Origin of the sequence: Micromonospora sp. DT31, assembly GCF_049841795.1 — a bacterium.
Lineage (GTDB): Bacteria > Actinomycetota > Actinomycetes > Mycobacteriales > Micromonosporaceae > Micromonospora.
Genome location: NZ_JBNCKZ010000008.1, coordinates 44,012 through 57,034, shown reverse-complemented (window position 1 = coordinate 57,034; position 13,023 = coordinate 44,012). Strand labels below are relative to the sequence as shown.

Annotated in this window: 14 protein-coding genes; 4 read left to right on the top strand and 10 right to left on the bottom strand. The window is 71.6% G+C overall.

Features of this window, described 5'->3' with window-relative positions:
- Window positions 1-24: 24 nt before the first annotated feature.
- Complete coding sequence (hemW, locus tag ACLQ2X_RS15665) at window positions 25-1,248, bottom strand: radical SAM family heme chaperone HemW (RefSeq protein ID WP_425681750.1); 1,224 nt, start codon at window positions 1,246-1,248, stop codon at window positions 25-27.
- A 19-nt stretch (window positions 1,249-1,267) separates the two neighbouring features.
- On the opposite strand from hemW, the gene ACLQ2X_RS15660 reads away from it, so the two are divergent.
- Together ACLQ2X_RS15660 and ACLQ2X_RS15655 are read left to right on the top strand one after the other, a co-directional pair.
- On the top strand, window positions 1,268-2,053 hold the full coding sequence (locus tag ACLQ2X_RS15660) for an enoyl-CoA hydratase-related protein (RefSeq protein WP_425681749.1): 786 nt from the start codon (window positions 1,268-1,270) through the stop codon (window positions 2,051-2,053).
- A gap of 115 nt (window positions 2,054-2,168) precedes the next feature.
- Complete coding sequence (locus tag ACLQ2X_RS15655; protein ID WP_425681748.1) at window positions 2,169-3,029, top strand: hypothetical protein; 861 nt, start codon at window positions 2,169-2,171, stop codon at window positions 3,027-3,029.
- A 6-nt stretch (window positions 3,030-3,035) separates the two neighbouring features.
- On the opposite strand, the gene ACLQ2X_RS15650 is transcribed toward ACLQ2X_RS15655, so the two are convergent.
- The 7 genes from ACLQ2X_RS15650 to ACLQ2X_RS15620 form a co-directional block, all read right to left on the bottom strand.
- Window positions 3,036-3,869 (bottom strand): carbohydrate ABC transporter permease, encoded by an 834-nt coding sequence (locus tag ACLQ2X_RS15650; protein ID WP_425681955.1) that lies wholly within the window; start codon window positions 3,867-3,869, stop codon window positions 3,036-3,038.
- Window positions 3,869-4,858, bottom strand: a complete 990-nt coding sequence (locus tag ACLQ2X_RS15645; protein ID WP_425681747.1) for a carbohydrate ABC transporter permease — start codon at window positions 4,856-4,858, stop codon at window positions 3,869-3,871. Before ACLQ2X_RS15645 ends, ACLQ2X_RS15650 begins: the two co-directional genes overlap by 1 nt.
- Window positions 4,855-6,147 (bottom strand): sugar ABC transporter substrate-binding protein, encoded by a 1,293-nt coding sequence (locus tag ACLQ2X_RS15640; protein WP_425681746.1) that lies wholly within the window; start codon window positions 6,145-6,147, stop codon window positions 4,855-4,857. Before ACLQ2X_RS15640 ends, ACLQ2X_RS15645 begins: the two co-directional genes overlap by 4 nt.
- Before the next feature lie 221 nt (window positions 6,148-6,368).
- Window positions 6,369-6,653, bottom strand: coding sequence for a GlsB/YeaQ/YmgE family stress response membrane protein (locus tag ACLQ2X_RS15635; RefSeq protein ID WP_425681745.1), 285 nt, complete (start codon window positions 6,651-6,653; stop codon window positions 6,369-6,371).
- Window positions 6,654-6,901: 248 nt separating this feature from the next.
- Window positions 6,902-7,186 (bottom strand): GlsB/YeaQ/YmgE family stress response membrane protein, encoded by a 285-nt coding sequence (locus tag ACLQ2X_RS15630; protein ID WP_425681744.1) that lies wholly within the window; start codon window positions 7,184-7,186, stop codon window positions 6,902-6,904.
- 235 nt (window positions 7,187-7,421) lie between these two features.
- Complete coding sequence (gene lepA, locus ACLQ2X_RS15625) at window positions 7,422-9,299, bottom strand: translation elongation factor 4 (RefSeq protein WP_425681743.1); 1,878 nt, start codon at window positions 9,297-9,299, stop codon at window positions 7,422-7,424.
- A 106-nt stretch (window positions 9,300-9,405) separates the two neighbouring features.
- Window positions 9,406-9,942: a DUF4240 domain-containing protein gene (locus ACLQ2X_RS15620; protein ID WP_425681742.1), complete on the bottom strand. Its 537-nt coding sequence runs from the start codon at window positions 9,940-9,942 to the stop codon at window positions 9,406-9,408.
- Between the two features lie 63 nt (window positions 9,943-10,005).
- On the opposite strand from ACLQ2X_RS15620, the gene ACLQ2X_RS15615 reads away from it, so the two are divergent.
- Both ACLQ2X_RS15615 and rpsT read left to right on the top strand, forming a co-directional pair.
- Entirely contained in the window at window positions 10,006-11,112 is a 1,107-nt protein-coding gene (locus ACLQ2X_RS15615; protein WP_425681741.1) for a phosphotransferase family protein, read from the top strand.
- 177 nt (window positions 11,113-11,289) lie between these two features.
- Window positions 11,290-11,556: a 30S ribosomal protein S20 gene (gene rpsT / locus ACLQ2X_RS15610; RefSeq protein ID WP_013287988.1), complete on the top strand. Its 267-nt coding sequence runs from the start codon at window positions 11,290-11,292 to the stop codon at window positions 11,554-11,556.
- A 96-nt stretch (window positions 11,557-11,652) separates the two neighbouring features.
- Here the strand turns inward: rpsT and ACLQ2X_RS15605 are convergent, their stop codons facing one another.
- Both ACLQ2X_RS15605 and holA read right to left on the bottom strand, forming a co-directional pair.
- On the bottom strand, window positions 11,653-12,015 hold the full coding sequence (locus tag ACLQ2X_RS15605) for a hypothetical protein (RefSeq protein WP_425681740.1): 363 nt from the start codon (window positions 12,013-12,015) through the stop codon (window positions 11,653-11,655).
- Window positions 12,012-12,992 (bottom strand): DNA polymerase III subunit delta, encoded by a 981-nt coding sequence (gene holA, locus ACLQ2X_RS15600; RefSeq protein WP_425681739.1) that lies wholly within the window; start codon window positions 12,990-12,992, stop codon window positions 12,012-12,014. The genes ACLQ2X_RS15605 and holA overlap by 4 nt, the downstream gene beginning before the upstream one ends.
- Window positions 12,993-13,023 lie beyond the last annotated feature (31 nt).

Here is a 13,023-nt window from a genome sequence, read left to right as displayed (position 1 = left end):
GATCCGTCGGCCGACCGTCGCCGGTCACGGCAACAGGTCACGCACGACCGCGTCGGCCAGCAGCCGGCCACGCAACGTGAGCGCCACCCGACCGGACGCGTACGCGTCCGCATCGAGCAGCCCACCGGCGAGGGCCCGGCCCGCACCCGCCCGGCCCGCCTCGTCGAGCGCGTCCACAGGCAGCCCGGAAGCGAGCCGCACGCGCAGCATCACGTCCTCCATGTGCTGTTCGCCGGGCGTGAGCTGCTCCCTGGCCAGCGCGGGCGACCCGCCGTCGGCCAGCCGGGCCGCGTACGCGCTCGGGTGCTTGACGTTCCACCAGCGCACGCCGCCGACGTGGCTGTGCGCCCCCGGCCCCAGGCCCCACCAGTCGGCGCCGGTCCAGTACAGCAGGTTGTGCCGGCACCGGGCGGCCGTCGAGCGGGCCCAGTTAGACACCTCGTACCAGGAGAAGCCGGCCGCGCGCAGCGCCGCCTCCGCGGCCAGGTAACGGTCCGCCGCCACGTCGTCGGAGGGGTACGGCAGCTCGCCCCGACGCATCCGCGCGGCCAGCCGGGTGCCGTCCTCCACGATCAGGGCGTACGCGCTGACATGGTCCACCCCGGCCTCGACCACCTGCGCCAGCGAGGCGGCGAAGTCCTCGGCCGTCTCGCCCGGGGTGCCGTAGATCAGGTCCAGGTTCACGTGCGCGAAGCCGGCCTCACGCGCCTCCCGGGCGGCGGCGACGGCCCGGCCGGCGCTGTGCCGCCGGTCGAGCACGGCGAGCACCCCCGGGGCGGCCGACTGCATGCCCAGCGAGATCCGGGTGTAACCGGCCGCGCGCAGGATCCGCAGCGACTCGGGCGTCACCGACTCGGGGTTGGCCTCGGTGGTCACCTCGACGTCGGCGGCCAGCCCCCAGGTGCGGTCGATGCCGTCGAGGATCCGGGCCAGGTCGTCCGCGGGCAGCAGCGTGGGTGTGCCGCCGCCGACGAAGACGGTGTCCACCCGTGGCGGCGGGGCGTCCCCGAGCACCCGGGCGGCGAGCGCCAGCTCGGCCAGCACGGAGTCGGCGTACGTCTCCCGGCTCGCCCCACCGCCCAGCTCGGCGGCGGTGTACGTGTTGAAGTCGCAGTAACCGCACCGGCTGGCGCAGAACGGGACGTGCACGTACACGCCGAAACCGCGCGCGCCGACGGCACGGCGGGCGGCGGTGGGCAGCGATCCGTCGCGGGGAACGGGTTCGCCTTCTGGAAGGACGCCGGGCATGGCCACTAGTGTGCCCGGCATGACCTCTCCGGACGCTCTCGTGCGGGTCGCCACGGCTCGTGGGGTGACCACGCTCACCCTGGACAGCCCGCACAACCGCAACGCGCTCTCCACCCCCCTGATGACCGAGCTGCTGGCCGGGCTGGCCGCCGCGGTCGCCGACGACGCGGTCCGCGCGATCGTGCTCGACCACGCCGGCCCGGTCTTCTGCTCCGGCGCCGACCTGAAGGAGACCGCCGCCGCGTACGCCAGCGGCACGGTCCCGGCCGGGATGCTCGGCGACGTGCTGGTCGCCCTGCGGGACTGCCCGAAGCCGGTGGTGGCGAAGGTCGCCGGGCCGGCCCGGGCCGGTGGGTTGGGCCTGATCGCGGTCGCCGATCTGGCGGTCTGCGCGCAGGAGGCGACGTTCGCGTTCACCGAGGTGCGGATCGGGGTGGTCCCCGCGGTGATCTCGGCGACCGTGCTGCCCCGGTTGACCTCCCGGGCCGCCGCCGAGCTCTACCTGACCGGCGACACGTTCGACGGCCGGCGGGCCGCCGAGGTCGGCCTGGTCACCGCGGCGGTGCCGGCCGACGAGCTGGACGCGGCCGTCGAGCGCTACTGCGCGTCGCTGGTCAGGGGCGCGCCGGCCGCGCTGGCCGGCGTCAAGGAGCTGCTGCGGCGGCCCGCGCCCACCGACCTACGGGCCGAGATCGCCGAGTTGGCGGCGCTCTCCACCGGGTACTTCCTGTCCGACGAGGGACGGGAGGGGATCATGGCGTTCCGGGAGAAGCGTCCCGCCGCCTGGGTGCCCGCCGGAGACTGAGGTGTCGGGTGGGGCCGCGCCTGACGTTCTCGACGGTGGCGGGCCCCACCCCGACCGCTGGGGCGAGGGACGGCGTGGGCGGCGACGTACGCTTGCCGGACTGTGGGGACGGGGGGTGCGAGTGCGCACGCGAACGGCGATCGTGGCATCTGGTGTGGCGGTGTGTGTGCTGGCCCTGCTCGCCGTCTGGTTCGTGAGCAAGCAGTTCGGCAACAAGTTGCGGCTGCCACTGGCCAGCCGGACCTGCACGGTGCAGGCCGACGGCGAGGTGGTGCTCGGCGCCGACCAGATGGCCAACGCGGCCACCATCGCGGCCATCGGCGCGCAGCGGGGGATGCCCGAGCGGGCGGTGGTGGTGGCGCTGGCCACCGCCTACCAGGAGTCGCACCTGCGCAACATCGCGCACGGCGACCGGGACTCCCTCGGCCTGTTCCAGCAGCGCCCGAGCCAGGGCTGGGGCACCCCGGAACAGATCCAGGACCCGCGGTACGCGACGAACAGGTTCTATGCCGCGCTGAAGAAGGTCAAGGGCTGGGAGCGGATGCGGGTCACCGAGGCCGCCCAGCGGGTGCAGCGGTCGGCCTACCCCGAGGCGTACGAGAAGTGGGCGGACGAGTCGGAGGTCCTCACCCGCGCGTTGCTCGGCCACGCGACAGGCGCGGTGGCCTGCACGGTCGGTTCCACGCCGACGATGCGCGGTCCGGCCGCGGCCAGCGCCGTGCTGGAGGGGCTGTCGCTGGACTGGGGGCTGCCCCGGCTGGCGACCGCGACTGACCTGACCGCGCTGACCGTGCCGGCCGGCGGCGACCGCAACGGCTGGCGGTACGCGCACTGGATGGTCTCGCACGCCGACGAACGCGGGGTGAAGCGGGTGCGCTTCGGCAACCTGGAGTGGACCGCCGAGCAGGGCTCGTGGACCCGGGTGAAGGGTGACCCGGCGACGCAGGTGCTGGCCGAGGTGTTCGCGGCCGCCTGAGCCGGGTCAGCCCTTCACCGCGCCGGCGACCAGGCCGGAGACCATCCGGCGCTGCACCAGCAGGAAGAAGACGATCACCGGCAGGGTGAACAGCGTGGACGCGGCCATCACCGATCCCCACGCGGTGTCGTCGCGGCCGAAGAAGAACGTCATCGCCACCGGCAGCGTGTACTTCTGCTGGTCGTTGAGGAACGTCAGCGCGAAGATCAGCTCGTTCCAGGCGGTGATGAAGGAGAAGATGCTGGTGGCCACCAGGCCGGGCGCGACAAGGGGGAAGAGCACCTTGCGGAACGTCTGCGCCCGGGTGGCGCCGTCGATCGCGGCGGCCTCCTCCAGTTCCTTGGGCACCGCGGCGACGAAGCCGCGCAGCATCCACACCGCGAACGGCAGCGAGAAGCCGAGGTACGTGAGGATCAGGCTGGGCAGCGTGTTGTAGAGGCCGAGCCGCTGGATCATCAGGAACAGCGGGATGACAAGCGCCTCCAGCGGGATCATCTGCACCACGAGCAGCAGGATCAGGAACGTGGTGCGCAGCTTGAACCGGAACCGGGCCACCGCGGTCGCGGCGAGCAGCGCGACCAGCCCGCTCAGCAGCACGGTGGCCACCGCGACGAGCACGCTGTTGAGGAAGAAGTCGCCGAACGTCACGCCGGGGATGAGGTTGCCGGTGAGGATCTCCCGGTAGTGCTCCAGTGTCGGTTCCGCCGGCACTGGCCGGGGCGTGGACGAGAAGATCTCCCGGTTGGGCTTGAGCGAGGTCGCCACCATCCAGTAGACCGGGAACGCGGCGAAGAGCGCGACCAGCAGGCCGGCGCCGTTGAGGGCGATCTTCTTCATCATCATTCGTCCTCCTGCCGCAGCACCATGCGGACGTACAGGCCGGTCACCACGAGCAGGATCACGGTGAGGATGACGGCGATGGCGGAGCCGAGGCCGTACTTGGGCGGCGGCGAGAACGCCTCCGCGTACGAGTAGATCGACAGCATGAACGTCGGCCGGTCCTGGGTGCCGCCGGCCAGCACGAACTGCTGGGTGAAGACCTTGAAGTCCCAGATCGTGGAGAGCACCACGAGGATGCCGAAGACCGGCCGCAGGATCGGGAACGTGACCGACCAGAACACCTTCCACGGCCCGGCGCCGTCGACCCGGGCCGCCTCCTGCAACTCGGTCGGCACGCTCTTGAGCCCGGCCAGCACGCTCACCGCGATGAACGGGAACGAGTGCCAGACCACCACGAGCGTGAGGATGGCGAAGAACAGCAGCGGGTCGTTGAACCAGCCGTACCCGGTCCAGTCACTGCGCCCGAACAGGGCCGTGGAGAGCCCGTCGGGAAGCTTGTTGAACAGCCAGGTGACCAGGCCGCTCGTGTCGTCGAAGATCCACTTCCAGACGATGGTGCCGGTCAGCGCCGGGGTGGCCCAGGCGAGCATCACGCAGCTCGCCACGAACGTGGCCATCTTCTTGCCCAGGCGGTTGAGCAGCAGCCCGACGAGCGTGCCGAGGATCATGGTGAGCGCCACGTTGGCGAGCGCGAACAGCACGGTGTTGCGCAGCACGGTGTGGAAGAACGGGTCGCCGAGGATCTGCGTGTAGTTGTCCAGGCCGATCCAGGGCCACTCGCGGTCGCCGCGCAGCTGCCGGACGCTGTCCAGCTTGTGGAAGGACATCCACACGACCTGGCCGAGCGGCCAGAGCAGCAGCACGGCGATGATCGCCAGGCAGGGCAGGAGCAGCAGGTACGGGAGGCGGTCGACCCGGCGGCGACGCCGCCGCACGGGGGTCTCCCGCGCGGCGGCCTCGCCGATGGCCTCGTCGGTCAGCGTGCTCACTTGGCGTTGAGGATGCTTTCCATCTCGGTGGCCGCGTCGGCGGTTGCCTTCTCGACCGTCTTCTGACCCTTGATGACCGAGCTGTTCATCGCCTGGGTCACCGTCTTGGTCCGGCTGACCTCGACCCACTTGGGGGTGAGCGGGGTGAGCTTGGTGTTCTGGATGGTGGTGGCGAACGCCGCCATCACCTTGTCGTTGGCGTAGTTGCCGCCGCTGACCAGGTCCTTGTAGACCGGGAAGAAGCCGAGGCTGCTGGCGAACTCCTGGTCCTTCTGCTTGCTCAGCAGCACGGTCATGTAGTCCCAGGCCAGCGACTGCCGCTCGCTGTCCTTCCAGATGGCGACGTCGGAGCCGCCGGCGAACGCCGGAGCGGGCTTGCCGTCCGGGCCGGGGATCGGGAACGTGCCCCACACCTTCTCGATGTCGGGGTTGTCCTTCTTCATCGCGCCGCCCTGCCAGCTTCCGCCGAATGCCATGGCGGCCTTGCCGGTGGCGAACTGGGTGCGGGCGTCGACCTCGTTCCACCCGGCGGCGGCCGGCGGGGCGACCTTGTGCACGGTCACCAGGTCGGTCCAGAACTTGACCGCCTTCTGTGCCTCGGGCGTGTTGTAGCCGGACTTCCAGCTGTCGCCCTCCTTGGTGGCGATCTCGCCGCCCGCGCCCCAGAGGAAGGAGTAGAACGGCAGCTCGGAGTTGCCGGGCAGGGCGATGCCGTAGGTGCCGGGCTTCTTGGCCTGCACGGCCTTCGCGGCGGACACCATCTCCTCCCAGTTCGTCGGCGGCTTCACGCCGGCCTCGGCGAACCAGTCGGTCCGGTAGTAGACGGCGCGCACCCCGGCGTACCACGGCACGCCGTACTGCTTGCCGTCGAGCTGGGCGTTCTTCACCAGGTCGGGCAGGATGTCCTTGCCCTCGGACCAGCCGTTGAACTTGTCCGTGACGTCGGCGAGGGCTTCCTGCGCGGCCCACCCCTGGGTCTCGGTGTTACCCAGCTCGGTGACGTCGGGGCCCTCCCCGCCGGCGAGGGCGGCCTGGAACTTCTTCGGCGCCTCGAGCCAGGGAATGTACTGCACCACGACGTCGGTCTCGGGGTGCTTCTTCTTGAACTCCGCCTCGACGGTGTCGAGGAACTTGGTCTGGGCGTCGCCGCCCTCGCCCATCATCCAGACCGTGAGCTTGCTGTTGTCGGCGGCCTTGTCGTCGTCGCCGGAGCCACCGCACGCGGTCAGCGCCAACGCGGCCGACGCCACGATGGCGGTGACCGGAGCCAGCCGCTTCCACCTGTTCACGCCATATCTCCCTCAGGACCGTTTGGCACTAACCTTCTCCGCCGCACCTTAGTAGGAAAATTTCCTTTACAACAGGGGGTGCGTGTGACGGCGGGCACAGGGACCGTATCGCAGCCGACAGCCCGGCCGACATCGATGCCGGCCGGGCCGTTCGGGACGTGCGTACGCCGAAGGGCGCCCGGCCTGTCGGCCGGGCGCCCTTCCAGGCGTTGGTGCGGCGGTCAGTAGCGCGAAACGCTGCGCCGACGACCGACACCCGCGACCACGGCCACGGCGATGGCGGCGAAGAGCACCTGCAGCATCAGCTCACGCCAGTCGATGCCCTTGGTGTCGGCGAAACCGGAGGCCCGGGCGACGACCGTGCCCAGCAGCGCGGCACCGACGCCGATCAGCATGTGCAGCCAGATCGGCATGTTCTGCCGGCCCGGCACGAGCAGCCGGCCCAGCGCGCCGATGATCAGACCAACGACCAGCGCCGTGATGATGCCCCAGACGGTGAACTCCATGGTCGCCCTCCTCATTTAGCTCGGTCACACGTTTTTGTGTGGTTACTGTCGTGATCGCTAAGTTCCCGACCGCCCGGAAATCCAAACCGACTCCGGTGACGATTTGTTCAAACCTGCCGTGACCTGCCGCTTCTCCCCGATCCCCGGCGCGGGCAGCCTCCCGCGCGCACCGACGGGGTTCAATGTCGAAACGCCGACGGGCGCCCGGCCTACTCGGCCGGGCGCCCGTCGGCGCGCATGATGCGGGATCAGGAGTGCGAGACGCCGCGCCGACGACCGACGCCGGCCACCACGGCCACGGCGATGGCGGCGAAGAGCACCTGCAGCATCAGCTCACGCCAGTCGATGCCCTTGGTGTCGGCGAAACCGGAGGCCCGGGCGACGACCGTGCCCAGCAGCGCGGCACCGACGCCGATCAGCATGTGCAGCCAGATCGGCATGTTCTGCCGGCCCGGCACGAGCAGCCGGCCCAGCGCGCCGATGATCAGACCCACGACCAGCGCGGTGATGATGCCCCAGACGGTGAACTCCACGGTCGGTCCTCCTAAGTGATTTCGCACGTTTTCCGTGCGGTTGCTGTCGTGCCGACCAAGTGCCCGAGGCATCGAAAATTGAAACCGCCCGTCCCCCCGGGAGCCGGTCCGCACCCGCCGCGACGGGACGGAACCGCAGGTGGGAGCGCTGCCACCGGGCGGGAAAATCTCTGCGGGTACGCGACCGGCCGGCGCCCCCACCAAGGGGATGCCGGCCGGTCGCGTACGCGGAGGGCTACTTCTTGCCGGCGGGCTTGCCGTCGCCGGAGTCCGACGACAGCGCCGCGATGAACGCCTCCTGCGGGACCTCCACCCGGCCCACCATCTTCATCCGCTTCTTGCCCTCCTTCTGCTTCTCCAGCAGCTTGCGCTTACGGCTGATGTCACCGCCGTAGCACTTGGCGAGCACGTCCTTGCGGATGGCGCGGATAGTCTCCCGCGCGATCACCCGACTGCCGATGGCCGCCTGGATCGGCACCTCGAACTGCTGGCGCGGGATCAACGCGCGCAGCTTCGCCGCGATCGACGTGCCGTACGCGTACGCCTTGTCCTTGTGCACGATGGCGCTGAACGCGTCGACGGGCTCACCGTGCAGCAGGATGTCCACCTTGACCAGGTCGGACGCCTGCTCGCCGGAGGTCTCGTAGTCGAGCGAGGCGTAACCCTTGGTCCGGCTCTTGAGCTGGTCGAAGAAGTCGAAGATGATCTCGGCCAGCGGCAGCGAGTACCGCAACTCCACCCGGTCGGCGGAGAGGTAGTCCATGCCGAGCAGGCTGCCCCGGCGGCCCTGGCACAGCTCCATCACCGCACCGACGTAGTCGTTCGGGGTGAGCACGGTGGCCCGCACCGTGGGCTCGTACACCTCGGCGATCTTGCCGGTCGGGTACTCGCTCGGGTTGGTGACCACGATCTCCTCGCCGTCCTCCTGGAGGGCCCGGTAGACCACGTTCGGCGCGGTGGAGATGAGGTCGAGGTTGAACTCCCGCTCCAGCCGCTCCCGGATGATCTCCAGGTGCAGCAGGCCGAGGAAGCCGCAACGGAAGCCGAAGCCGAGCGCGCCCGAGGTCTCCGGCTCGTAGACAAGCGCGGCGTCGTTGAGCTTGAGCTTGTCCAGCGCCTCACGCAGGTTCGGGTAGTCCGAACCGTCGATCGGGTAGAGCCCTGAGTAGACCATCGGCTTCGGGTCCTTGTAGCCGCCCAGGGCCTCCTTGGCCGGGTTGCCGTTGATGGTGACCGTGTCACCCACCCGGGACTGCCGGACGTCCTTCACACCGGTGATCAGGTAGCCCACCTCGCCGACACCGAGCGCGTCGGCCTTCACCATCTCCGGGGAGATGACGCCGATCTCCAGCAGCTCGTGGACCGCGCCGGTGGACATCATCTTGATCCGGTCCCGAGCGCTGATCTTGCCGTCGATCACCCGGACGTACGTGACCACGCCCCGGTAGACGTCGTACACCGAGTCGAAGATCATCGCGCGGGCCGGGGAGTCGGCCGCACCCGTCGGCGGCACGAACTGCCGGACGATCTCGTCGAGCAGGTAGGACACGCCCTCCCCGGTCTTGCCGGAGACCCTGATGCAGTCCGCCGGGTCACCGCCGATCAGGTGGGCCAACTCCTCGGCGTACTTCTCCGGCTGGGCCGCCGGCAGGTCGATCTTGTTGAGCACCGGGATGATGCGCAGGTCGTTCTCGAGCGCCAGGTAGAGGTTCGCCAGCGTCTGCGCCTCGATGCCCTGGGCCGCGTCGACGAGCAGGAGCGCGCCCTCACAGGCGGCCAGCGAGCGGGACACCTCGTAGGTGAAGTCGACGTGACCCGGGGTGTCGATCATGTTGAGCACGGCCGTCTCGCCGGTCCGCTCACCCTCCCGGATCGTCCACGGCATCCGGACGGCCTGGCTCTTGATGGTGATGCCGCGCTCGCGCTCGATGTCCATCCGGTCCAGGTACTGCGCGCGCATCTGCCGGGGATCGACCACGCCGGTGAGCTGCAACATCCGGTCGGCCAGGGTCGACTTCCCGTGGTCGATGTGGGCGATGATGCAGAAGTTCCGGATGCGCGCCGGGTCGGTGGCACCAGGAGCGTTCGCGCCGGGATCGAGCGTCGGTGGCACAGCGGTCCGTTCTGGTCGGCTGACGTGAGCGGGCCGGCGTGTCGCCGGCCACCCCTATGCTCCCACGTCGCCCGGGACACGCCCGGGCTCCCCCGGGACTCCCCCGTCACTCCAGGGGCGGCTCGACGAACAGCGCGGCAAGCCCCGGCAGCCGGCGGCGGGCCTCCTCCTCGTCGTCGAAGTCCCAGAAATCGTTCAGGTCGGGCACCGGCACCGGGTCACGCTCGGCCGGCAGGTCGGCCGCGGTCGCCTTCCGGTAGGCGTCCCACGGCACCGCGAGCATCGACTCGCACTCGAACTCCTCGCCGCTGAGCGCCGCCGCCCGCACCCGGGGCAGCTCGGCCAGCGAGTCCGGCCCCGCCACCGCCCGCGCGAAGACCGCCCGACCCTGGGCCATCAACCAGCCCCGGAAGTATTCGAAGCCGTCGTCCGAGACGCCCCCGTTGATCAGATATGCCGCACCCCACAGGTCGACCCGGTAGGAGGCGGCGAGCACCCGCCGCTGGTGGTGGGCGTACCCGACGATCTCCTGCGGATCGCGCTCGGCGAGCAGCGCCACCGCCCGGGCGGCCACCGCGTCGGCCTCTCCCCCGGCCCCGCTGCGGGCCTGCTCGATCAACTCCCAGAACTCCTCGGTCCTCATGGTCGGGAAGTCTCCCAGCTCTCGGGCCCCCGGGACGGATCGGGGACGAAGCGCACGACCGCAATGCTGCCGGTGAGGTATGACAGCCCCGCCGCCGTCCGGCAGCATGGTGCGGTGCCCGCGATCTCGCTCCCGCCCGTCACGTACGGGGCGACGGCCGTCCGGCCCGGCTGGGCGGACCTGCCCCCGGGGCTGCGGAACGCGTTGGCCGCCCGGGTCGGCGGCCCACCGACGGTCCGCGTCGCCGGCGGCGGGTTCACCGACGGCTTCGCCGCCGTCCTGACCGGCCCGGCCGGTGACCGGGTGTTCGTCAAGGCCGCCGCGCTTCACCGGCAGCGCCACCTCGTCGACTGGTACGCCCGCGAAGCCGTCGTCCTGGCCCGGCTCCCGGCCCACCTGCCGGTGCCCCGCCCACGCTGGGCGCTCACCGACTCCGGCTGGTACGCGCTCGCGCTGGACGCCATCGACGGGCACACGCCCCGACTGCCCTGGAACCCGACCGAGCTGGCAGCCGCCCTCGCCACGTACGCCGACGTGGCCGCCGCGCTCGCCGACCCGCCCGCCGAGCTGGTCGCGCTCGGCCTGCCCCGCCTCGCCGACCTGGCCCGCGACGACATCCTCTGGTGGGGCGAGGTGGCCGCCGGCCGGGAACCGCTGCCCGCCGCGGCGGCCGACGCCCCGCTCGCGGAGCTGGTCGCGCTGGAGTCGCGCCTGCCCGGGTACGCCGACGCCGCCTCCGGGCTGGCCCACGGCGACCTGCGGGTGGACAACCTCCTGCTGGACGCGGACGGCCGGGCCTGGCTGTGCGACTGGCCCTGGCTCTGCCACGGGCCGGCCTGGTTCGACCTGGCCGGACTGCTGCTCACCGCGTACGCCAGTGGTCTGGACGCGGACGCCGCCTTCGGCGGCCACCCGGCCGCCGCCGGCGCGCCCGCCGACGCGCTGGACGTGACGCTCGCCGCGCTCGCCGGCTACTTCCTCACCGGCGCCGCCGCCGGGCCGTCGAACGCCTCGCCGCACCTGCGGTCGCACCAACGCTGGAGCGGCGGGCAGGCGCTCGGCTGGCTGGCCGCCCGCCGGGGCTGGCCCGCACCGGCCCCCGACGACCCCGGACCGACACCGTCCGGGACGGTGGCGGCAGCGGACGGCCGGACACCCCCACCTCGGTGAAGACCAGGCCGCACCGCCGGGCCCGGACCGGCCGGCGCCTGCCGGTCGAGGCCCGACCGAGAGGCGTTTTGGCTCGTCGGGGGCCGACCTGGTAGCCTGGCTTTTCGCGCGGCGATGACGCATGACTCGTCGTGCGCGGAAGCTGACCAACCCGAGCTATCAAGACGAGGCTGTCGCGTGGCGAACATCAAGTCCCAGATCAAGCGCAACCGGCAGAACGAGAAGCGCCGGCTGCGTAACAAGTCGGTCAAGTCGTCGCTGAAGACCGCCATCCGGAAGTTCCACGAGGCTGCCGAGGCGGGCGACACCGAGAAGGCCACCGTGCTCATGCGCGAGGCCACCCGCAAGCTGGACAAGGCTGCCAGCAAGGGTGTCATCCACTCCAACCAGGCGGCCAACCGGAAGTCTGCGATCGCCAAGCGCGTCGCGTCGTTCTCCGCCTGACCAGCGCCACAGATGTGATCGGAAGCCCCGGGGCGGTCGCCTCGGGGCTTCCGCCCGTCCCCTGACCCGGCACGGTCCCGACCTGCGGCCGGACCGTCAGTGCGAGGGCCGCCCGGAGGGCGGGGCGGTGGGCACCCGCGCCCGCCCGACGACCGGCTCCATCTGCCGTCGGAAGCGGTCGCGCTCCTGCTCGGGCACCTGCGCGGCGGTGCGGATGACCATCTCGGCCACCACGTCGTTGAGCTTGACCATGGCAGCCACCACGGTCGGCAGCACCAGCACCGCCCACCAGCTCACCAGTTCGGCGAGCGCGAGCAGCACGGCCAGCGCCACCGCTCCCTCGAAGAAGAGGAAGCAGAGCACCCCGCCCGGGTTGACGAAGCGCAGGCCGAGCACCCGGGCGTAGAGCGGCCGGTACCGCTGTTCGTCCGTCGGCACGGTCGGCCACGGCCGGGTCACCGGGCGCTGCCCTGCCGTGCCGCGGCCACCGAGAAGACAGCCCGCTCCAACGCGTACGCCCGGTCGTCGGCACCGCCCTTGACGGCCGCGTTGCACTCGGCGGCCACCCGCATCGCCTCGACCAGGCCCTCCGGGGTCCAGCCCCGGGCCCGCACCTGCGCCTTCTCGATCTTCCAGGCCGGCATGCCGAGCGTCTTGGCCAGTTGGAAGGCCGAGCCCCGCCCGGCGGCTGCCACCCGGGCCACGGTGCGTACGCCGTCGGCCAGCGCGTCGGCGATCGGCACCGGGTCGACCCCGACGTGCAGCGCCCAGCGCAGCGCCTCCAGCGCGCCCGGCACGTCGCCGACCATCGTCGCGTCGGCGACCGTGAAGCCGGTCACCTCGGCCCGCCCCCGGTAATAGCGGGCCACCGTGTCCGCGCCGATCCGCCCGTCGGTGTCGGCGAGGAGCTGCGAACACGCCGCGGCCAGCTCACGCATGTCGTTGCCGACCGCCGCGACCAGGGCGTCGGCCGCGTCCGGGGTGCACTTGCCACCGTTGCGGCGGATCTCGTCCCGGACGAACGCGGCCCGTTCCCGGTCCCCCTTGAGCTTCGCGGCCGGCACCACGGTGGCGCCCGCCGCCCGCAGCCCGTCGGCGAACGCCTTGCCCTTCGCGCCGCCCAGGTGCAGCACCACGAGCTGCACGTCCGGGTCGGGGTTCTTCGCGTACGCCAGCAGCGCGGCGGACAGGTCCTTGCGGGCGTCCTGGCCGGAGCGCAGCACCAGCACCCGGCGGCCGCCGAACAGCGACGGGCTGAGCATCTCGGCGATCTCGCCGACGGTGAGCGAGCCGGCCTGGTACTCCCGGACGTCGACGTCGGGGTCCACCTCGCGGGTCCGGGCGACGGCTTCGGTGACCGCTCGCGTGGCGAGCAGCTCCTCGTCGCCGAGGACGAGCACAATGGGGGGCAGGCCGGCGGGGGTCACGCCGCCCATACTCGCACGCCTCCGGGGGCAATCGTGCCTG